9 protein-coding genes are annotated in these 22,912 nt (G+C 70.4%); 8 read left to right on the top strand and 1 reads right to left on the bottom strand.

Translation table 11 applies throughout. The features are described from left to right. The first annotated feature begins 253 nt into the window (after positions 1–253). The 7 genes from FEF34_RS06550 to FEF34_RS06520 all read left to right on the top strand — a co-directional run bounded on the left by FEF34_RS06550 (position 254) and on the right by FEF34_RS06520 (position 19,192). Positions 254–12,637, top strand: a complete 12,384-nt coding sequence (locus tag FEF34_RS06550) for a non-ribosomal peptide synthetase (RefSeq protein ID WP_138052277.1) — start codon at positions 254–256, stop codon at positions 12,635–12,637. Positions 12,638–12,661: 24 nt separating this feature from the next. After that, a complete protein-coding gene (locus FEF34_RS06545) occupies positions 12,662–13,642 on the top strand; it encodes a TauD/TfdA family dioxygenase (RefSeq protein ID WP_234042299.1) in 981 nt (326 codons plus the stop codon). Then, entirely contained in the window at positions 13,642–14,913 is a 1,272-nt protein-coding gene (locus FEF34_RS06540; protein WP_234042298.1) for an MFS transporter, read from the top strand. Before FEF34_RS06545 ends, FEF34_RS06540 begins: the two co-directional genes overlap by 1 nt. Before the next feature lie 61 nt (positions 14,914–14,974). Beyond that, a complete protein-coding gene (locus tag FEF34_RS06535; RefSeq protein ID WP_138052276.1) occupies positions 14,975–16,153 on the top strand; it encodes a cytochrome P450 in 1,179 nt (392 codons plus the stop codon). Positions 16,154–16,233: 80 nt separating this feature from the next. Then, a complete protein-coding gene (locus tag FEF34_RS42635) occupies positions 16,234–17,019 on the top strand; it encodes a winged helix-turn-helix domain-containing protein (RefSeq protein ID WP_234042297.1) in 786 nt (261 codons plus the stop codon). 17 nt (positions 17,020–17,036) lie between these two features. Beyond that, positions 17,037–17,774 (top strand): thioesterase II family protein, encoded by a 738-nt coding sequence (locus tag FEF34_RS06525; RefSeq protein WP_138052275.1) that lies wholly within the window; start codon positions 17,037–17,039, stop codon positions 17,772–17,774. An 86-nt stretch (positions 17,775–17,860) separates the two neighbouring features. Then, a complete protein-coding gene (locus FEF34_RS06520; RefSeq protein WP_138052274.1) occupies positions 17,861–19,192 on the top strand; it encodes an erythromycin esterase family protein in 1,332 nt (443 codons plus the stop codon). 376 nt (positions 19,193–19,568) lie between these two features. On the opposite strand, the gene FEF34_RS06515 is transcribed toward FEF34_RS06520, so the two are convergent. Beyond that, positions 19,569–21,170, bottom strand: coding sequence for an IS4 family transposase (locus FEF34_RS06515; RefSeq protein WP_234042296.1), 1,602 nt, complete (start codon positions 21,168–21,170; stop codon positions 19,569–19,571). Between the two features lie 400 nt (positions 21,171–21,570). Here FEF34_RS06515 and pcaDC point away from each other — a divergent pair, with 400 nt between their 5' ends. After that, positions 21,571–22,857, top strand: coding sequence for a bifunctional 3-oxoadipate enol-lactonase/4-carboxymuconolactone decarboxylase PcaDC (gene pcaDC / locus FEF34_RS06510; RefSeq protein WP_138052273.1), 1,287 nt, complete (start codon positions 21,571–21,573; stop codon positions 22,855–22,857). The last annotated feature ends 55 nt before the right edge of the window (positions 22,858–22,912 follow it).

Raw genomic sequence — 22,912 nt, 5'->3', positions numbered from 1 at the left:
CCACGCCGCCACCCCGGCCACGGACGCTCCGACCATGGCGTTCCGGCGCCGGTACGTCGGCCGCACTCCCCGGCGTGGAGACGCTCCGGCCTCGGCCGTCCCGGCGCCCGGGCGCCGGCCAGGGAGCACGCGGTCGTCATCGACCCGGTGCCGGCGTCCCGTCACCACCGACCGGGCAGCAACCGCTCCGGACACCACCGCCGGGGGACGTCTCCCCGACCCGCCGAACGCACTCCCCTGGGGGATCCTTCCAATGAACACGCCGTCTTCCCGCGCGGACCGGACAGCCGCCCTGCCCGAACGACTCCGAGAGGTGCTCGCCGAGCGCCTGGCCGGCCGGGGCGGAGCCGCCACGGCCACCGCCGCGCCCCTGGTGCCCGCGGTCGCGCGCGACGGCGACCTGCTGATGTCCTTCGGGCAGCAGCGCCTGTGGTTCCTGGAGGACTTCGAGCCGGAGAGCGCCGACTACCACTCGGCGCTGCCCGTGCGGATCAGCGGGCCGCTCGACGCGGACGTGCTGCGCGCCGCCGTCCGGGACCTGACCGCCCGCCATGAGGCGCTGCGGACGACGTTCGGCTCCCTGGACGGCGTGGGCGTGCAGATCGTCCACGACCGGCTCGACCCCGACTGGGTGACGGCCGACGCCGACGGCGAGGACGACGTCAGGGACGCCGTACGGGCGGAGATGGCGCGCCCGTACGACCTGACGACGGGCCCGCTGGTCCGTGTCCTGCTCGTCCGCCTCACCGACGACGAGCACGTCTGCGTCCTGGGGATGCATCACATCGTCACCGACGGCTGGTCCATGGGCGTCATCGCCCGCGAGTTGGGCGAGCTGTACACGGCCCGGACCGAGGGGCGCCCGGCCCGCCTGCCCGAGGTCGCCGTCCAGTACCCGGACTTCGCGGCCTGGCAGCGCGGGCGGCTGGAGGACGGCGAACTGCTCGACCGGCAGCTCGCCTGGTGGCGGGATCGGCTGAAGGGGATCACCCCGCTGGAGCTGCCCACCGACCGGCCCCGGCCCGCCGCGCGCTCCTCCGCCGGAGCGGTGTACGGCTTCGAACTGCCCGCCGACATCCTCGCAGGCGTCAAGAAGCTGGCCCGCGAGCAGGGCGCGACGCTCTTCATGGTGCTGACCGCGGCCGTGAAGGCGGTCTTCGCCCGCTGGTCGGACCAGGAGGACATCGCCGTCGGCACCTCGTCCGCCGCGCGCGGCCACAAGGACCTGGAACAGCTCGTCGGCTTCCTCGTCAACACCGTCGTCCTGCGCACCCAGGCAGCCCCCGGGCTGACCTTCACCGAGCTGCTGGCCCGGGTCAAGGACACCGTCCTCGACGCGTTCGCCCACGAGGACGTTCCCTTCGACAAGCTCGTCGAGGCCGTCCAGCCGGAGCGCGACCCCAGCCGCACCGCGCTCGTCCAGGCCATGGTCGTCCTGCAGAACACGCCGGCCGACACCCTGGCGCTGTCCGGCGCGACCGTCTCCCCGTACCCACTCGACCGGGACGCCTCGCTGTTCGACCTCACCTTCGAGTTCGAGGAGCGGGACGGGCGCCTGCACGGCCTGGTCGAGTACGCCACCGAACTCTTCGACGAGCGCACCGTCGCCAGGATGAGCGGCCACCTGGGCGTCCTGCTCGCCGGCGCGATCGCCGACCCGGACCGGGCCGTGGCCACGCTCCCGCTGCTCACCGAGGACGAGCACCGGCTGGTCGCCACCGAGTGGAATGCCACCGAACTGACCTCCGGCGACGACACGCTCATTCACGAGCGGCTGGCCGCCCAGGCCGCCCGTACGCCCGACGCGGTCGCGGTGATCGCCGACGACGCCACACTCACCCACGGGGAGCTGAACGAGCGCGCCAACCGGCTCGCCCACCACCTGGTCGCCCTGGGCGCCGGCCCCGGCTCCCTGGTCGGCCTGAGCGTCGAGCGCGGCTCCGCCATGGCGGTCGGCCTCCTCGGCATCCTCCGGACGGGCGCCGCCTACGTCCCGCTCGACCCGTCCTTCCCGGACGACCGGCTCGCGTACATGCTGGCGGACTCAGGCGCCCGGATCGTCGTCGGCGAGTCCGCGGTCCGCGACCGCCTGCCTGCCGCCGACGGCCTGCGGATCGTGGAACTGGACACGGAGCGGGACGCGATCGGACGGATGCCCGTCAGCCCGCCGTCGACCACCGTCGCCCCGCACGACCTGGCGTACGTCATCTACACCTCGGGTTCCACGGGCAACCCCAAGGGTGTCGCCGTCGAGCACCGCAACGTTCGGCACATCCTCGCCGCCTGGGACGAGCGGTACGGTCTCGAGGACCTGAAGCCGCGCTTCCTGTCGGTGTCCAGCCTCTCCGTCGACCTCTTCTTCGCCGACCTCATCCGCTCCCTGCCTTTCGGCGGGGCGCTGATCATCGCGTCGAAGGACGTCACGACGGAACCCCCGGCGCTGCTCGACCTGATCGCCGAAACCGGCGCCACCGGCCTGGAGATCGTCCCGTCGCTGCTCAACGCAGTCCTGCAGGAAGTCGAGCGCCGCGGCGAGGACTTCCCGCCGCTGCGGCTGATCTCCGTGGGCTCCGAGGGCTGGCGTGTCGAGGACTGCCGTACGCTGCTGCGCCGGATCCGGCGCGACTGCGTCGTCGTCAACGCCTACGGCGGCACCGAGGCCACCATCGACTCGACCGTCTTCGTGCCGAACGAGGAGAACCTGGGCGGAAGCGTGTACGTGCCCATCGGCCGCCCGCTGCCCAACACCCGCGTCTACGTCCTGGACACGCACATGAACCTTGTCCCGCCGGGCGTGCCGGGCGAGATCTGGATCGGCGGCGACGGCGTCGCCCGCGGCTACCACGGGCGGCCCGACCTGACCGCCGAGCGGTTCGTCGACAGCCCCTTCGTGCCCGGTGACCGGCTGTACCGCACCGGCGACCGGGCCCGAAGGCCGGCCGGCGGGGAACTGGAGTTCCTGGGTCGTGCAGACGACCAGGTGAAGATCCGCGGCTTCCGCATCGAGCTCGGCGAGGTGGAGAGCGCCCTTCTCACCCACCCGGACGTGCGGGACGCGGTGGTCCTGGCCCGGCAGGAGGACTCCGGCCGGCGGCGCCTGGTGGCGTACGTTGTGACCGATGGCGCCGGGGCCGAGGCACGGACCTCCGACCTGCGCTCCCACCTCGCCGGCACGCTGCCGGACTACATGGTGCCCGCGTTGTTCGTGTCGCTGGAGGGGCTGCCGCTCACTCCGAGCGGCAAGGTGGACCGGCGGGCCCTGCCCGAGCCCGAGGTCCGGGCGGGTGGGCCCGGTTCGGATTACACCGCGCCGCGCGACGGGACGGAGGAGATCCTCGCCGCCGTCTGGGCGGACGTCCTCGGGGTGGAGAAGGTCGGTGTCCACGACAACTTCTTCGACCTGGGCGGGGACTCGATCCTGTCCATCCAGGTCGTCTCCCGTGCCCGCCGGGCCGGACTCCACCTCACCTCGAAACTGCTGTTCCTCCACCAGAGCATCGCCGCCCTCGCGGGAGTCGTGGACACTGCCGAGCGGCCCTCCGCCGCCGCACCGGCGGAGGTCTCGGGACGTGCCGAACTGACACCGATCCAGAACTGGTTCTTCACCGAACACACCGTCGACCCCCACCACTACGCGATGTCGGTGCACCTCGGGCTCGCCCCCGGCACGGACACCGCGCTGCTGGAGAGGGCGCTCGACGCGGTGGTCACCCACCACGACGCCCTGCGTATGCGCTACACCCGCCAGGGCACCGAGTGGATCCAGGAGTACGGCGACCGGCCCACCGGCCTCCTCACCGTCCGCGACATCACAGACGCCGAAGACGTCGACCGGGCCCTGAACGACGCAGCCCTGGACGCCCAGCGCTCCCTCGACCTGTCCACCGGAACCCTGGTCAAGGGTGTTCACATCCGGTTCGGCGACGGCGAGACCTCCCGCCTGTTCCTGGCAGTCCACCACATCGTCATGGACGGGGTGTCCTGGCGCGTCGTCCTGGAGGACCTGGCCACCGCCTACGAGCAGCTCGCCCACGGCCGCCCCGCCGACCTCGGTGCGAAGACCAGCAGCTACCAGCAGTGGGCCCAGCACCTCACCGCGCACGTCCGCGACGGCGGCCTCGACCACGAGGTCGACCACTGGCGCTCCGTCGACCCCGACAACGCACCGGCCCTCCCCGTGGACCACCCGGCCGGCCGCAACGTCACCGCCGCCGAGCAGACCGTCGAGGTACGCCTGGGCCACGAGGAGACCGCGGCGCTGCTCCACCGCGTCCCGTCGGTGTACCGCACCCAGATCAACGACGTCCTCGTCACCGCACTCAGCCGCACCCTCGCCGACTGGACCGGCGCTGACCGCCTGGTCCTCGGCCTGGAGGGACACGGCCGCGAGGAGATCTTCGACGACCTCGACCTGTCCCGCACCGTCGGCTGGTACACCACCCACTTCCCGGTCGCCCTCACCCTCCCCGCCGGACGGGCCTGGGGCGAGACGGTCAAGTCCGTCAAGGAGCAGCTGCGTGCCGTCCCTGGGCGCGGCCTCGGCTACGACGCCCTGCGGTTCCTCTCCCCGGCCGGCACCCCGGGCCACGCGCTGCGCGACGACCGGCTGCCGCCGATCAGCTTCAACTACCTCGGCCAGTGGGACGGCACCACCACCCGGGACGGCCTGATCCGCGACCGCCTCCCCGCCCTCGGCCACGACCACGCCCCGGACGAGCCCCGCCCGTACCTCCTCGACGTCGTCGGCATGGTGGAGGACGGCAGCCTCGGCTTCACATGGATCTTCTCCGGCGAGGTCTTCGACCGGTCCACCGTGGAGCGGGTGGCGCACGAGCATCTGACGGCGCTGCGCGCCCTGTTGGAGCACTGCCAGGACCCGGCCAGCGGTGGTGCGACGCCGTCCGACTTCCCGCTCGCCGGCCTGGACCAGGCCGCGGTGGACCGGATCGCCGGTGACGGCCGGGACGTCGAGGACGTCTACCCGCTCACGCCCATGCAGAGCGGCATGCTCTTCCACACCCTCGCCGAGCCCGGGTCCGGCGCCTACTTCGAGCAGACGAGCTTCGTCCTGGACGGAGTCAGGGAACCGGAGCTCCTGGAACGGGCGTGGCAGCACGTCACCGACCACCTGGAGATCCTGCGCGGCGCCGTCGTGTGGGAGCAGGTGGACCGCCCGCTGCTGGTGGTGCGCACACACGCCGAGCCGCCGGTCGTCCACCTCGACTGGCGCGACCTGACCGCCGACGGGCAGGCCCGCGCGCTGGAGCGCCACCTGGCGGAGGACCGGGCACGCGGCATCGATCTGTCCGCCGCCCCGCTGATGCGGATCGCCATCGCCCGTACGTCCGACACCTCCGTTCGGGTGGTGCGTACCTCCCACCACGTGGTGCTGGACGGCTGGAGCACTTTCCAGATGCTCGACGAGCTGACCACGGCCTACCGGGCGGTGCTCGCCGGCGAGCAGCCAGCCCTGCCCGCGCGGCGCCCCTTCAGCGCCTACGTGGAGTGGCTGGAACGACAGGACCTGACCGAGGCGGAGGCGTACTGGCGCGCCCTGCTCGACGGTTTCGACGAGCCGACGGCGCTTCCCTACGACCGCCGTCCCACCGCCACGCACCGCGCGCAGTCCGCCGAGCGGCTGGTGACCCGGCTCTCCGCCGATGCCTCGCGACGGCTCTACGGATTCGCCCGCGCCCATCGGCTGACCGTCAACGCGGTGGTGCAGGGCGCCTGGGCCCTGCTGCTGTCCCGGTACGCGGGTGAACACGACGTCGTGTTCGGGGCCACCGTCTCCGGGCGCCCCGCCGACCTGCCGGGCGGGGACTCCATGGTCGGCATGCTCATCAACACCCTCCCGGTGCGCGTCGGGATCGACGGTGACGCGCCGGTCGGCGAGTGGCTCGCCCGCGTGCAGCAGGCCCAGGTCGAGGCACGGCAGTACGAGTACGTGCCGCTGCCCCGCATCCAGGGCTGGAGCCCCGTCGAGCGCGGCACCAACCTCTTCGACAGCCTGGTCGCCTTCGAGAACTTCCCCGTCGACGGGGACACCGGACACGCCGACGACGGCGTCCGTCTGCACGGCCTCGAAGGCGCCGACGTCACCAACTTCCCCCTGAACCTCGTCGCCTACGCCGGCGAGGAACTCGCGTACGCCCTCGCCTACGACCCCGAGCTGTTCGACGCGTCCACCGTCGAGCGCATCGCCGCGCACCTGAACGCCGTGCTCACCGGCATGGCCGAGGCACCCGAGCAGCCGGTGTCGGCCGTTTCCATGTTTGCGGTGGGGGAGTGGGAGCGGGTGGTGGGTGAGTGGTCCGGTGTGGGTGGTGTGGGTGCGTGGGAGGGCACGGTTCATGGGTGGGTGGCTGAGCGTGCTGTGTTGTCGCCGGATGCGGTGGCTGTGGTGTTTGAGGGTGGGTCGCTGACGTATCGGGAGTTGGAGGAGTCGGCGAATCGGCTGGCTTGGCATTTGGTGGGGTTGGGTGCTGGTCCGGGGCGTCTGGTGGCGTTGTCGGTGGAGCGGGGTCTGCAGATGGTTGTGGGTCTGCTTGGGATTCTGAAGTCGGGTGCGGCGTATGTGCCGTTGGATCCGGCGTATCCGGCGGAGCGGTTGGCGTTCATGTTGGAGGACTCGGGTGCCGGGTTGTTGGTCACCCATGGGGGTTTGGGGTCGGGTTTGCCGGTCGCGGGTGTGCGGGTGGTGGATCTGGATGCCGAGGGGGAGGTTGTTGCCGGTCTTCCGGTGTCTGCTCCGGAGGTGTCGGTGTCGGCTTCGGATCTGGCGTATGTGATCTATACGTCGGGTTCGACGGGTCGTCCGAAGGGTGTTGCGGTGGAGCATCGTTCGGTGTTGCATCTGCTGGCCAATTGTCAGCCGTTGTACGGCTTCGGTGTGGACGATGTGTGGACGGTGTTCCATTCGTATGCGTTCGACTTCTCCGTGTGGGAGTTGTGGGGTGCGTTGGCGACTGGTGGGCGTGTGGTCGTGGTGGGTGGTGACACTGCGCGTAGTCCCGAGGCGATGTGGGATCTGTTGCGTCGTGAGCGGGTGACGGTTCTGAGTCAGACGCCGTCGATGTTCCGGGAGTTGGTGGAGGAGGCGGCTGGGTCGTCGGCTCCGGTTCTGCCGGATCTTCGGTGGGTGGTGTTCGGTGGGGAGGCGTTGGAGCCGAAGCATGTGTCGGGGTGGTTCGGGCGGTATGCGTCGGCCGGGACGCGTTTGGTGAACATGTATGGCATCACCGAGACGACGGTGCATGTGACGTTCCAGGAGATCGGTGCCGGGCATGTGGCGGCCGGGGGGCGTCTGCCGGTGGGGCGTCCGCTTCCGGGTTATCGGGTGTTTCTGCTCGATGAGCGGGGTGAGCCGGTGCCCGTCGGGGTGGCGGGTGAGATCCATGTCGCCGGTGGTGGTGTGGCCCGTGGTTATCTGCATCGTCCGGGTTTGACGGCGGAGCGGTTCCCGGTCAGCTCGTTCGGGGCGCCGGGGGAGCGGATGTATCGCTCGGGTGATGTGGCCCGGTGGCGGGCTGATGGCACGTTGGAGTATCTGGGTCGTGCGGATGAGCAGGTGAAGGTCCGTGGTTTCCGTATCGAGCTCGGTGAGATCGAGACCGTGCTCGTGGGGCATGATCGGGTGCGCGAGTGTGTTGTGGTCGCGCATGAGGGTGCGGACGGTCACCGTCGTCTGGTCGCCTATGTGGTGGCCGATGGTGAGCTGCCGGTCGTCGAGTTGCGTGCTCACCTGTCCGGGTTGTTGCCCGACTATATGGTCCCTGCCGTGTTCGTGGCGCTGGAGCGGTTGCCGTTGACGCCGAGCGGCAAGGTCGACCGCCGTTCGCTGCCGGAGCCGGAGGTGCGGGCCCAGCGGCCCGGCACCGTGTACACCGCGCCCCGCAACGACACCGAAGAGGCACTGGCCGCGATCTGGGCCGACGTCCTCGGAGCGGAGAGGGTCGGTGTCCACGACAACTTCTTCGAACTCGGCGGCGACTCCATCCTCTCCATCCAGATCACCTCCCACGCACGCCGAGCGCTCGGCACGCGTCTCTCGCCACGGCTGCTCTTCGAGGCCCCGACGGTCGCCGAACTCGCGGCCGCCGTCGTGCCGGACGAGCCGGCCGACGGCCCGGCGATCCCGGCCGTGCCGCGCGACGGCCTGCTGCCCATGTCCTTCGGCCAGCAGCGTCTGTGGTTCCTGGAGGACTTCAACGAGGGCGGCACCGAATACCACTCCGCCGTGGGCATGCGGCTGTCCGGTCCCCTCGACGCGGACGCGCTCCGCGCTGCGGTCGGCGACCTGGTGGCGCGCCACGAGGCGCTGCGTACGACCTTCGACGTGGTCGACGGCCGCGGCGTACAGATCGTCCACCCCGTGCTGGAGCCCGAGTGGCGTGCCGGGGAGGCCACGAGCGAGCAGCGGCTGCGCGCACTCGCCCAGGAGGAACTGGCCCGCCCGTACGACCTGCGGAACGGCCCACTCGTCCGCGTACTCCTGGTCCGGCTCGGCTCGGACGAACACGTTTGCGTCCTGGGGATGCATCACATCGTCACCGACGGCTGGTCCATGGGCGTCGCCTCCCGGGAGCTCGGCGAGCTGTACGCGGCCCGCGCCGAGGGCCGCGGGTCCGCCCTGCCCCGCGTGGCCGTCCAGTACCCGGACTTCGCCGCCTGGCAGCGCGGGCGGCTGGAGGACGGCGGCCTCCTGGAGGAGCAGCTCGACTGGTGGCGTGAACGCCTCGACGGCATCACACCGCTCGAACTGCCCACCGACCGGCCGCGCCCGGCGGTGCGCTCGTCCAAGGGCGCGGTCCTCGGCTTCGAGGTACCGGCCGCCACCGTCGAGGGTCTCAGGAAGCTGGCGAGTGCTCACGACGCGAGCCTCTTCATGGCGCTGACCGCGGCCGTCAAGGCCGTCTTCGCCCGCTACACCGGACAGCGCGACATCGCCGTCGGCACGGCGTCCGCCGGCCGGAGCGGCGGGGGCCTGGAGCAGCTGGTCGGCTTCCTGGTCAACACGGTCGTGCTGCGCTCGGAAGTCGACCCCGAGGCGTCCTTCGACACCCTCCTCGGACAGGTGAAGTCGACGGTGCTCGACGCGTTCGCCCGCGAGGACGTGCCGTTCGAGCGCCTGGTGGAGGCCGTGCAGCCGCAGCGCGACACCAGCCGCACGCCACTCGTCCAGGCAATGGTTGTGCTCCAGAACGCACCCGGCATGCACCCCGGCCTCGGCGACGTCCGCGTCAGCGAATACCCGCTGGAGCGGGACACCGCGCTGTTCGACCTCACCATCGAGTTCGAGGAGCACGAGGGAGGACTGCGGGCCCTCGTCGAGTACAGCGGCGAGCTGTTCGACGCGTCGACCATCGCGCGCTTCGGCGACCACCTCAACACGCTGCTCGGCGCCGCCGTGAACGACCCCGGCCGGCCCGTCTCCGCGCTCCCCATGTTTGCGGTGGGGGAGTGGGAGCGGGTGGTGGGTGAGTGGTCCGGTGTGGGTGGTGTGGGTGCGTGGGAGGGCACGGTTCATGGGTGGGTGGCTGAGCGTGCTGTGTTGTCGCCGGATGCGGTGGCTGTGGTGTTTGAGGGTGGGTCGCTGACGTATCGGGAGTTGGAGGAGTCGGCGAATCGGCTGGCTTGGCATTTGGTGGGGTTGGGTGCTGGTCCGGGGCGTCTGGTGGCGTTGTCGGTGGAGCGGGGTCTGCAGATGGTTGTGGGTCTGCTTGGGATTCTGAAGTCGGGTGCGGCGTATGTGCCGTTGGATCCGGCGTATCCGGCGGAGCGGTTGGCGTTCATGTTGGAGGACTCGGGTGCCGGGTTGTTGGTCACCCATGGGGGTTTGGGGTCGGGTTTGCCGGTCGCGGGTGTGCGGGTGGTGGATCTGGATGCCGAGGGGGAGGTTGTTGCCGGTCTTCCGGTGTCTGCTCCGGAGGTGTCGGTGTCGGCTTCGGATCTGGCGTATGTGATCTATACGTCGGGTTCGACGGGTCGTCCGAAGGGTGTTGCGGTGGAGCATCGTTCGGTGTTGCATCTGCTGGCCAATTGTCAGCCGTTGTACGGCTTCGGTGTGGACGATGTGTGGACGGTGTTCCATTCGTATGCGTTCGACTTCTCCGTGTGGGAGTTGTGGGGTGCGTTGGCGACTGGTGGGCGTGTGGTCGTGGTGGGTGGTGACACTGCGCGTAGTCCCGAGGCGATGTGGGATCTGTTGCGTCGTGAGCGGGTGACGGTTCTGAGTCAGACGCCGTCGATGTTCCGGGAGTTGGTGGAGGAGGCGGCTGGGTCGTCGGCTCCGGTTCTGCCGGATCTTCGGTGGGTGGTGTTCGGTGGGGAGGCGTTGGAGCCGAAGCATGTGTCGGGGTGGTTCGGGCGGTATGCGTCGGCCGGGACGCGTTTGGTGAACATGTATGGCATCACCGAGACGACGGTGCATGTGACGTTCCAGGAGATCGGTGCCGGGCATGTGGCGGCCGGGGGGCGTCTGCCGGTGGGGCGTCCGCTTCCGGGTTATCGGGTGTTTCTGCTCGATGAGCGGGGTGAGCCGGTGCCCGTCGGGGTGGCGGGTGAGATCCATGTCGCCGGTGGTGGTGTGGCCCGTGGTTATCTGCATCGTCCGGGTTTGACGGCGGAGCGGTTCCCGGTCAGCTCGTTCGGGGCGCCGGGGGAGCGGATGTATCGCTCGGGTGATGTGGCCCGGTGGCGGGCTGATGGCACGTTGGAGTATCTGGGTCGTGCGGATGAGCAGGTGAAGGTCCGTGGTTTCCGTATCGAGCTCGGTGAGATCGAGACCGTGCTCGTGGGGCATGATCGGGTGCGCGAGTGTGTTGTGGTCGCGCATGAGGGTGCGGACGGTCACCGTCGTCTGGTCGCCTATGTGGTGGCCGATGGTGAGCTGCCGGTCGTCGAGTTGCGTGCTCACCTGTCCGGGTTGTTGCCCGACTATATGGTCCCTGCCGTGTTCGTGGCGCTGGAGCGGTTGCCGTTGACGCCGAGCGGCAAGGTCGACCGCCGTTCGCTGCCGGAGCCGGAGGTGCGGGCCCAGCGGCCCGGCACCGTGTATACCGCGCCCCGCAACGACACCGAAGAGGCACTGGCCGCGATCTGGGCCGACGTCCTCGGAGCGGAGAGGGTCGGTGTCCACGACAACTTCTTCGAACTCGGCGGCGACTCCATCCTCTCCATCCAGATCACCTCCCACGCACGCCGAGCGGGACTCCGGCTGACCACCAAGCTCATGTTCGTCCACCAGACGGTCGCCGAGCTGGCCTCCGTCGTCCAGCGTGCCGACGCCGGCGGGACCGACGGCGATGACGCGGCCGAGGCGTCCGGCGCGGTCGAACTCACACCCATCCAGCGGTGGTTCTTCGACAAGCACACCGCCCACCCCGACCAGTACGCGATGTCCGTCCACGTCACCCTGGCGCCGGACACCGACCCCGCGGTGCTGGAGCGTGCCCTGGGGGCGGTCGTCGCCCACCACGACGCCCTGCGTATGCGGTACGCGGACGACGGAACGGGCCACTGGACCCAGGAGTACGGCGAGCGCCCCACCGGTCTGCTCACCGTGCGGGATGTGGCGGCCGCACCCCACCCGGAGCAGGCGTTGCACGCCGCCGCGCTGGAAGCCCAGCACGCGCTGGACTTGCGGGGCGGCCGTCTGGTGAAGGGCGTCTTCCTGCGCATGCCGGACGCGGCGGCCCCGCCCCGGCTGTTCCTGGCAGTGCATCACCTGGTGATGGACGGGGTGTCCTGGCGCGTCGTCCTGGAGGACCTTGCCACCGTGTACGGGCAGCTCTCCGACGGCCGCAAGGCCGATCTGGGCGCCAAGTCCAGCAGCTACCAGCAGTGGGCGCGGCGGCTCACCGAACTCGTCCGCTCCGGCGGCCTCGACCATGAGACGGCGTACTGGCGCAAGGCCTCGTCCGGCGTCGTGGACATCCCGTGCGACGGCCCGGCGCCGAACACGTACGGCGAGCTCGCGGTGGAGTCCGCGGTCCTGGACCGGTCGGAGACGGCAGCACTGCTGCAGCGGGTGCCCGCCGCGTTCCGCACGCAGATCAACGACGTGCTGCTGGCCGCGCTGGGACGCGTGCTGGACCAGTGGGCGGGCTCGCCCGTCACGGTCGCCCTCGAAGGCCACGGCCGCGAAGAGCTGTTCGACGACGTGGACCTCTCCCGTACGGTCGGCTGGTTCACCACCATCTACCCCGTCACCCTCGACGTGCCCGAGGGCCCCTGGGACACGGCCCTGAAAGCAGTGAAGAAGGCCCTGCGCAAGCTGCCCGGACGGGGACTCGGCTACGGCGCCCTGCGCTACCTGTCCGAGCCCGGCAGCCATGCGCACACCGCCCTCGCGGCGGCCCCGCACCCGCGGATCAGCTTCAACTACCTGGGCCAGTGGGACGGCACCACGAGTGACAGCGGACTGATCCGGGACCGGCTGGACGGCCTCGGCGCCGACCAGGCACCCGGCCAGACCCGCCCGCACCTGATCGACGTCGTCGCAGCCGTCGTCGACGGCGAACTGCGGATCGACTGGATGTACGCGCCGTCCGCCCACACCCCCATCACCGTCCGCCGGCTCGTGGACGGCTTCGCTACCGCGCTGCGACAGATCGTCGCAGCGGCCGGTAACTGACTGACCTATCGAAAGGCTGTTGTTGTGGCTCGCTACGTACTGAGTGACGACGAGAAGAACGAACTGGCCCGGGTCGCGGACGAGTACCTCGCGGCACACCCCGTCTGGGCACCCCTGGACGACGCGGACGGCATCCGCCTCGAGGCGGAGCGGCTGCCGGAGGGCGTGCGCCGCTTCCTGGTCGCCTCCCGCGGCGCGGAGGACGCGGTCATCGTGGTGGCGAACCTCCCGCTCGACGAGAACCTCGTACCGACGCCCCCCAGCTGGCAGGTCGCGGAGAAGGAGGGTGCCGCGATACGCGAGGAGCTGGTGCTGCTGCTGATCGGGTCCGTGCTCGGTGACCCCTTCGGCTGGGTCAACCAGCAGAACGGCCGGCTCGTGCACGACGTCTGCCCGTCCAAGGGGCACGAGAACTCCCTGACCAGCGCGAGCAGTCAGCAGCAGCTCACGCTCCACACGGAGGACGTGTTCCACTCCTGCCGCGGCGACTACGTGGCCCTGATGTGCCTGCGCAACCCCGACGTGGTGGGTACGACGGTGGCGCTGGTCGAGTCGGTGGACATCGCCGAGCCGATGCGGCAGGTACTGCACCAGGACCGCTTCCGGTTCTTCCCGGACGACTCCCACAACGTGGTACCGCAGCACACCGCGGAGAACCCTTCGGCGCTGGAGGAGCGCCCGCACGAGGTGGCGTCCGTGCTCTTCGGCCCCGAGGAGACGCCCTATCTGCGGATCGACGCCGACTTCACCAGCCCGGTGCCGGGCGACGCCGAGGCCGAACGGGCCATGAACCAGGCCGTCGACCAGCTGGCCGTCGCCGCCGAGCGGGTCGTCCTGAGCCCCGGTGAGGCCGTGTTCATCGACAACTACCGCGCCGTCCACGGCCGGGACACGTTCACGCCGCGCTACGACGGGACCGACCGCTGGCTGAAGCGCACCAGCCTGGTGCGCGACCTGCGGCGCACCTACGTGCGGACGAAGTCGCGCTCCCGGCTGCTCGGCTGATGGCGCGCAAGGCCCGGGGGCGGGGCGGCGGCGGGCGCGGGTTCACGCTGCTGTGGGTGAGTTCGGCGTTCGGCGAGTTCGCCTACAGCACCTCGCTGATAGTGCTGCCGTTGGTCGTCCTCGCCCTCACCGGCTCCCCCTCGCAGGCGGGGATCATCGGCTTCGTCGACGCGGCCGCGATGCTCCTCGCCGGGCTGCCGGCCGGTGCCGTCGCCGACCGGTACGACCGCCGGACCGTGATGCTCTGGTGCCAGGCTGCGCTGGTCGCCGTGTTCGGCGCGCTCGCCCTTCTGCTGTGGACGGACGCGGTCTCCCTGCCCGCGCTGGTAGTGCTCGCCCTGGTGAACGGGGCGGCGACCGCCGTGACGATGGCGACGGGCGAGGCGATGATCCCGAGCCTGGTGGAAGAGGAACGGCTCTCCGACGCGGTGGCGATGAACTCGGCGAGGACGTATGCGGGCCAGCTCGCGGGCACGTCCGCCGGCGGGGTCCTGCTGGCGGTGAAGAGCACCTTCCCGTTCGTCGTGGGGTGCCTGGCACACCTCGCCGGGCTGGTGCTGCTGCTGTTCCTGAAGCGGCAGCCTCCGGCCGGCGCCGCCGCCGACCGGCCGGAGATCAGCGGGCGGGGGCTGATGGAGGGGGTCCGCTGGATCGCACGCCACCCGTTCCTGCGCGTCGGGCTGGTCTGCGCGACGGCGACGAACTTCTTCTTCGGCGTCATCTACTTCATCGTCATCGCCTCCGCGCAGACCAGCGGAATGCACACCGGACTCATCGGGTTGATGGCCGGACTGCTGGGCGTCGGCGGCCTGCTGGGCGCCCTGGCCGCGCCGCTGCTCCAGCGCGTCCTCCCGGGCGCTCTGCCCATCCTCGTTGTGCTGTGGGCGTTCGTACTGCTCACGGTGGGTATCGCGGTGCTACCGGGCGGTTGGACGCCGGGGGTGCTGCTGGGGACGATCGCCTTCGCCGCGCCCACGGCGAACGCGTACTTCACCACGTACCAGCTGCTGCTCACCCCGGACAGCCACCGAGGGCGCGTCGTGAGCGTCGCGGCCATCGCCAGCGGCGGGGGCGGCGCGTTGGCCCCGCTGGCGGGCGGCATCCTGCTGGACCTGACCGGCCGGTTCACCGGACTGCTGGGCTGTACGGCCGTGATGGCGGTCATCGCCCTGCTGATGTCGCTGAGCCCTGCCATGCGCGACGTGCCGGAACCCGAACACACGCAAGCACCGGTGGACACCCAACCGGAGCCGGACAGGGCCACGGCGTGACGCCCACGCCGGGCCACACCCCACCCCACAGCTTCTTACGGACAGGTAAAGACAACTCACCATGACAATTGATCTGGCCAACCCCGATCTCTACACCACCGATGCCCGCTTCGACATGTGGCAGGAGTACATCCGGTCGGATGCAAAGGTCTGGAGCGAGCCGGGGATCTCCCCGTCCGGTTTCTGGTCGGTCTTCTCCCACAGCGACGTCTCCGCCGTCCTTTCCCCCAAGGCTCCCTTCACCTCCGAGTACGGCATGATGCTCGGCTTCGACGCCGAGCACCCGGACAACTCGGGCGGTCGGATGCTGGTGGTGAGTGACGGAAGCTGGCACTCCGTTCTCAAGCGCCTCATCGGCCCGTTCCTCTCCCGGCTTCGCGCCCCCGAACTGCAATCGGTGCTGCAGCAGGAGGTCAAGGAGATCATTGAGCGGCTGAGGTCGGAGGACTCCACCGACATCGCACTCGGCGTCGGGCCACGGCTCCCCGCCGCCGTCGTGTGCGAGGTCCTCGGCGTACCCCTCAGTGAGCGGGAGCAGCTGATCGAGCTGACCAACCACGCCTTCGGCGGCGAGGAGAGCAGCTTCGACAAGATGACGCCGGCAGTGGCGCACGCGGAGATCCTCTTCTATTTCCACGAACTGATCGAGCGGCGCCAGAAGGAGCCCGGTCCGGACCTGGTGAGCGCGCTCCTCGCCGACGGCCGGCTGAGCACGGAGGATGTGCTGATCAACTGCGACAACGTGCTGATCGGCGGCAACGAGACCACCCGGCACTCGATCACCGGCGCCTTCCACGCCTTCCAGGCATTCCCCGGCACACTCGACGCGCTGCGCTGCGACCCGGCCCTGACGGACCGGTCCGTCGAGGAGGTGGTCCGCTGGACCTCCCCGGCGGCGCACGTACTGCGCGTGGCCACCGAGGACTGCGAGATCGGCGGTCAGGAGATCCGCGAGGGCCAGGCGGTCGTGGCCTGGCTGTCGGCGGCCAACCGCGACGAGCGGCTCTTCCCCGAACCGCACCACTTCGTTCCGGGCCGAACCCCCAACCGTCACCTCGGCTTCGGCACCGGGCCGCACCATTGCCTCGGAGCCGCCCTGGCTCGGCTCGAACTACGCGAACTGCTCAGCCAGTTGGCGACCGAAGCGCGGGGCGTCGAGCCGCGAGGGACGGTCCGCTGGATGCGGTCGAACCTGGTCCAGGGCTACAGCAGTCTGCAGGTCTCGATCGATTGGCGCTGAGCGTCCCGGCATTCATATGATCACGAAGCGACCACTGGGGGTGCCTCGTCGTGCTGGAACTGTGCCTCAGCGTTGAGGACTTGGCTCGCATTCGCATCATCGGAACCCTGGGCATGGCGTTCGAAACGCATCTGGCCTGGGGGCGGCTGGCGGAGCAGCAACGCGACGCCCTCTCCGAGTGGCGCAGGACGGCCCGGCACCGGGTGCGCAGACTTTCCGCCGCGCATCTGGCGATGGACCCCCCGCAGTCGCTCGTGGAAACCCTGACGTCACTCCTCCCGCGCGATACGGACGGCTTCCACTCGGTGGCCGTCGAACCCTACTGGGACCGTATCCACCGGCTGCTGAAAGCGGAACGCGACGCATGCGGCCGGGCGATGCTCGCGGGCGGTATGGAGCAGGTCCTCAACACCAGGCACAGCGCCATCCGGTGGGACGCCCCGGTGCTCCGCATCGTCAACTCCCAGCCCGTCCGGCGCACCGCCCTGGACGGCCGTGGCATGACGCTCGTGCCCTCGCTCTTCGCGTCCCACCCCATTCTGATCGACGACCGCATGGGCTGGCAGGGTCTGCCCATCCTCGTCTACAACATCACCCCGGACGCGGAGACCGCCGCCTCGCTGTGGCAGGGTCACGAAGGCGAATCGGCCCTGCGCGCCCTGCTCGGCCGCACGCGCGCCGACGTCCTCGCGGCCTTACGGGAGACCAGGTCCACGGGACAGGTCGCCGACCGCCTCCGGATATCCAGTCCCTCCGCCAGCAAACACCTCACCATCCTGCGCCGCGCCGGATTCGTGACCACGGAACGCCGGCAGAACTCGGCGGTTCACAGCCTCACCCCGCTGGGCGAGGCCATCCTCGGCTGAAGAATCGGAGCCCTGACATGCTCTCATCCTCCCTGACCCGACTCACCGCACCCGCCGACCCGGCCCGGCGGCTGGTGTGCTTCCCGCACGCGGGCGGCGCCGCGAGCTTCTACCGCGGCTGGGCGCGGCACACCGACCCCGCGGTCGAGCTCCTGGCCGTCCAGTACCCCGGCCGCGAGAACCGTTGCCGCGAGCCGCTGGTCCCGACGATGGACCCCCTGGCATCGGCCGTCGCCGAGGAGCTGCTGGCCCTGTCGCCCCTGCCCACCGTGCTCTTCGGCCACAGCATGGGCGCGGCCGTCGCGTACGAGGCACTGCTACGCATCGAGCGGACCGGCGCCACCCACGTCACCCGGCTGTGCGTCTCCGGTCGGAGCCCCGAAGCTGATGTGCGCGCGGCCGGACGAACGGACGAGGAAGTGGTCGAGGAGGTCACGTCCCTGGGCGGCACCAACGCGGCCGTCTTCGCCGACCCGGACCTGCGGGAGATGCTCCTCCCGATCATCCGCAACGACTACCACCTCATCGACGGCTACCGCCGGGCCGACGACGCGCCGCCGCTGCGCGCCGACGTCCACGCCTTCACCGGCGACCGGGACGCCCGGGCCACCCCGCGGGACGCGGAGGGGTGGCGCACCACGACCTCGGGATCCTTCTCCCTCACCGTCTTCGAGGGAGACCACTTCTACCTGGTCCCGGCCGCCGAGCGGGTCGCCCGTACGGCCATGGATGCGGCGCCGCCCCTTCCGGTTTAGTCGTATGCCCGTGGTCGGGGCAACCACCAGGGGATTCGGGGGCGCGTCGGATGTCGTGAAACGCGCCGGAACCGGAACCTCGTCATATGACTCGCAACCGGTCGGCACTCGTCCTCGTACTGCTGCTCTGCCTGGGCGTTCTGAGCGCCGCCACCCTTCCCCCACCCGAGCAACGGGCGCTCCGGGCCCTGGAACGTGTCGCCCGTCCGCTGCGCACGACGGAGCCTTCCGGGGACCTGGGCGACCTGAGGCCCCTCGGGCGGATGGTGGGCGACGCGAAGGTGGTGGGGCTGGGCGAGGCGACGCACAGCTCGCACGAGTTCTTCACCATGAAGCACCGCGTCCTGCGCTACCTGGTGGAGCACAAGGGCGTCCGCACCTTCGCGCTGGAGACGAGCTGGAGCGGCGGCCTGCGGGTGGACGCGTACGTGCGTACCGGCAAGGGCGATCCGCGGCGCATCATGCGGGAGGAGTTCCAGGACACGTACGCGTGGTGGAACACGGAGGAGTACCTCGCCCTGATCGAGTGGATGCGCGCGTACAACGTCCGCCACCCGCAGGACCAGCTGCGCTTCATGGGCGACGATTTCGCGTACGCCGGGCCCGAGCTCTACGACACGGTGCTCCGGTACGTGGCCCGGTACCGCCCCGGGCTGCTGCCCCGGTTCATCGAGCTGTACCGGGGCCTGCGCCCCACCACCTCGGCCGGTGCGTACATGAAGACCTACCTCACCCGCCCCCTGGCCGAACGCCGCGCCATGGCCGCCCGGACCGCGTCCGCCCTGTCGCTGCTCGACCGGCAGCCGACCCCTGAGGGCGCGACGGAGGACGCCCACGCCTGGACGGTGCAGCACGCGAGGGCCATCGCACAGACCGCCCAGGGGTACGCCTTCGACTTCGACGACCCGGAGCAGCTGAGGACGTCCATGGGCTACCGCGACGAGCTCATGGCGGACAACGTCGCCTGGTGGCAGGCGCGGACGGGCCACAAGGTGCTGCTGTCGGCCCACAACAACCACGTCGCGTACCGCTCCTCCGATCCGCGCTATCCGCGCATGCAGGGCGCGTTCCTGCACGAGCGGCTCGGTGATGACTACGTGAGCGTCGGTACGACCTTTGGCCACGGCTCCTTCAACGCGACCGGTCCCGACGGGACCACCCGCGTCTACACCGTGGGCGATCCGGCGGAGGGCGGCAACGAGCACTTCCTCGACCGGGTGAGCCACCGGAACTACCTCGTCGACCTCCGCACCGCCCCGGAAGCGGCCCGCACCTGGCTGGACGCCCCCCGCCCCGCGCGCAGTATCGGCACGGACTACCCGGGCCTCCCCCACCGCATCGCACCCTCCCGGTCCCACGACATCGTGATCCACCTGCACCGGGTCACCCCGGCCCACCTGCAGGCCGTTCCGCGCTGACGGCCCCGTCCGGTCACACCGGTCGCCGACCCCGAAGGCGTCACCACGACCACCGCGGGCGACTACACCACCGGCTCCAAGGCGCCCTGGCCCGTCGAGGCCCGGGGAGACAACCCGAAGGGCATGAAGTCCGGTGGGCGGGCCGCGGCTCTCGAGGTGGCGCTCTCGCCGTCCCCCGAGGGCCTTGGGCACGGCGGAACGGCAGTCGCGTCCGCTCGATCGCGCTTGTCCGGTGGCCTTCGTGGACGCCGTCAACGTGATGTCGGCACCCGCGACATCCTCGGCATCCGGGCCGGTGACGGCGACGGGGGTGCCAAGCACCGCTCCAGGTCTTCACCGAGCTGAAGAACCGTGGCTTCGAGGCAATGCCACGGAGTTAAGTGTCCGCTGCGGTCGTCAATCTGGTCGTCTTCCACTCGTCAGCGAGCATGTAGGTCCCGTAGGCGATCTTCTTCAGGAGGCCCTCGGCTGCCCACTGACTCATCTGGGTCGCGAAGCTTGCCGCGCTATGAATCCCCAGAGCGATGGTGACTTCCCGGGGACGCCAGGCGCGTTCGGGATCGGCCGCCATCAGGTGGAACACTCTGTTCCTGTTGCCCGAACCCATCGGCCTGAAGCCGGTGACAGCCTTGCGCTGGTCCTCCCGGCGATCGTGCACGGAGCTGGGCGGGGCTGCGGGGGCCGGTCGGAGAGTGACCGTCAAGCCGGTGATCGTTGTGCTCTGGCGCGGTCTGGGCTCGGCAGGGCGGAGGGGGTAACGCGTTCGTCCGGACTTCACCGATCGGGCGCTGGTGCGCGGACGTCGTGGCGGCAGCAGGGCCTCGAGCACAGCTGTTCCGATGCGGCCGACCAAGGCGTCCTGTGCGGTCGTGGCATCGTTCACGCTGATGAGAATGACCTGGTCACGTGCCGCTTCCAGAGCCACGGTGAAGCTGGCGCGGTCCGCGTCGATGCCCGGTCGGGACTCCACTGCATCGACCATGGCCATCCGCAGGAGCTGGTAGACGAGCAGCTGAGCCCACAGCTCCTGTTCCAGACCGGCAGGGTCCTGCGAGCGGAGTACGAACCCCTGCTGCAAGGTGTGGCGCAGGGCGTAGTAGGCCGACTCGGCCTCCCATCGCTCGTGGTAGAGCCGCACCAGTGTCTCGGCGGGGTCCCTGCGGTGATCCAGCAGCGTGGTGGCAATCCGGTACTGCTCATGGATCGTCGTGCCGTCCGCAGTGACCATCGTGACCGCCGAGTCGATGACGCGTACCTTCAGCGACCCCAGCCGCGTGAGATACGAGCCGTCCGGCAGCACCGCCAAGATGGCCGGGCGGCGGCGGGCGGTCACTCGGACCACGAACTGAGCTCCGGTCGCCGCGGTCTCGGACAGGAAGTCGTCCGCGTCGAAGCCGCGATCGGCCAGCACGAGCATCCCGGCGTCCACCAGCGGCAGCAGCCTTCGGGCATACGTGGTCTCGTACTCGCTCGTCGGACCGAAGACGGCACCGACCAGGCCGCGCGTACCCGTCTCGCACAACGTCATCAGTCGCAGCATCGGATACCCCGCCCAGCCGAGCCGTGCCTGGACCTTGCCCAGCCAGGCCCGGTTCCGTTCGGAATCGGGGACTCTCACGGCGCTGCAGCCGTCGAAAGCCACGGTCCGCCACCGCCGGTAGCGCACCCCCATCGTGGTGGGCTGGGCGAGAGGGCCGGCTGCAACGTCGAACAGCGCCTTCAGCGGACCGGGACCAAGACGCCGCCGCAGGCAACGCAGTGCCTTCTCGCTCGGACGGGACCCTCCTCGCCCCGAGATACCGGCCGTCAGCTTGTCCCACACTCGCGCGTACCCCAGTGACGGGAACAAGGACAACGCCAGGACGAAGTACACCCCAACACGGGACGGCAGGCGACGCAGCCGTCGCTCGACGGCACGTTCTTCCTCCAACACCCCGTCGACGAGCTCCGGGGGAAGATAGCGGGTTAAATCTCCCAAGTGGGCGGGCTCGAAAAGGAGTTCATTCTGTCGCCTGCGGCGTTCAGGCACAGCAGTGGCACACTGGTCGGTCAACGGGACCTCTCCGGCAAGTAGATCTTGGTCGATCCCTCGCTGTATCAGAGGTCCCGTTCCCATGTCCGCAGCTTGAGTGAAGATCAACCTCTTGACGACCGCAGCGGACACTTAACTCCGTGGCATTGGGCTTCGAGGACGTCCTCATGCCCGTCTGTGACGGACCGAAGGGTCTGCCGGACGCGGTTGCAGGCGGTCTGGCCTCGAACGATCGTGCAGACCCGCATTCTCCGGCAGTGCCGGGTCCGTTGTGGTGGGAGGGGCAAGAGCCCCGAGGTTGGGACCGGCCATGTGGGATCTCGTGAGAGATGAGAGGGTCTGACGGGTGAGCGAGACACCACCGAACACCCTGCAATACCGCTTCGACGGGCCAGAAGACGCACCTGTCCTGATCCTGAGCCCCTCGCTGGGTACCACATGGCACATGTGGGACCGGCAGGTGCCGGAACTGGCACGGCAGTGGCGGGTGCTGCGCTTCGACCTGCCCGGCCACGGCGGCGCCCCCGCCCACCCGGCCGGGTCGGTGACCGAACTCGCCGACCGCCTCGTCGCCACGCTCGACGAGCTCGGCGTCCAGCGGTTCGGCTACGCGGGCTGCTCCGTCGGCGGCGCGGTCGGCATCGACCTGGCGCTGCGGGTCCCGCACCGGGTCGCGTCGCTCGCCCTGGTCTCCTCCTCGCCGAGGTTCGGCACCGCCGACGAGTTCCGGCAGCGCGGGGTGATCGTCCGTACCAACGGTCTGGACCCGATGGCGCGCACGGCGCCCGAGCACTGGTTCACCCCGGGCTTCGCGGCCGCGCAGCCGGCGATCGTGGAGTGGGCCGTGCAGATGGTGCGCACCACCGACCCCGGCTGCTACATCGCCGCCTGCGAGGCGCTGGCGGCCTTCGACGTACGGGCCGACCTGGGCCGGGTCGGCGTGCCGACGCTGGTCCTGGTGGGTTCCGACGACCAGCTGACCGGGCCCGCCGAGGCGCGCACGCTGGTCGCAGGGATACCGGACGCACGGCTCGCCCTGGTGCCCGGCGCCTCGCACCTCGCGCCCGTGGAGCAGCCGGCGGCGGTGACCGACCTGCTGGTGCGGCACTTCTCCCTGGCCTGGCAGGACACTCTCCACGCGATCCCCGTGCCGCAGTCCGTCCCCTCCGTCCCGTCCGTCTCCGCGCCCGTGGCACCCGTCGCGGAGATCGCCCCGGCCGCCGAGCAGCCGCACCCCTCGGGCGCGGTGCGGCCCGACCCGTACGAGGCGGGCATGAAGGTCCGGCGCGCGGTGCTCGGCGACGCGCACGTCGACTGGGCCACCGCGGCGGCGGACGAGTTCACCGCCGACTTCCAGGAGCTGATCACGCGCTATGTGTGGGGCGAGGTCTGGACCCGGGAGGGGCTGGACCGCAGGACCCGCAGCGCGGTCACCCTCACGGCCCTGGTCGCGGGCGGTCACCTGGACGAGCTGGCCTTCCACACCCGGGCCGCCCTCCGCAACGGACTCACCCCCACGGAGATCCGGGAGGTCCTCATCCATGCGGGCGTCTACTGCGGCGTTCCGGCGGCGAACGCCGCCTTCCGGGTCGCCCAGTCGGTGATCCGCGAGGAGACGACCCCGCGCGACTGAGGACGCGGTGCACGCCGCGCCCTTCCCTGCCCCCGGGGCGGTCCGGGGGCGGGTG

The sequence above is a fragment of the Streptomyces marianii genome (assembly GCF_005795905.1).
GTDB classification, from domain to species: domain Bacteria; phylum Actinomycetota; class Actinomycetes; order Streptomycetales; family Streptomycetaceae; genus Streptomyces; species Streptomyces marianii.
This window is presented reverse-complemented; position numbering and strand designations above follow the sequence as displayed.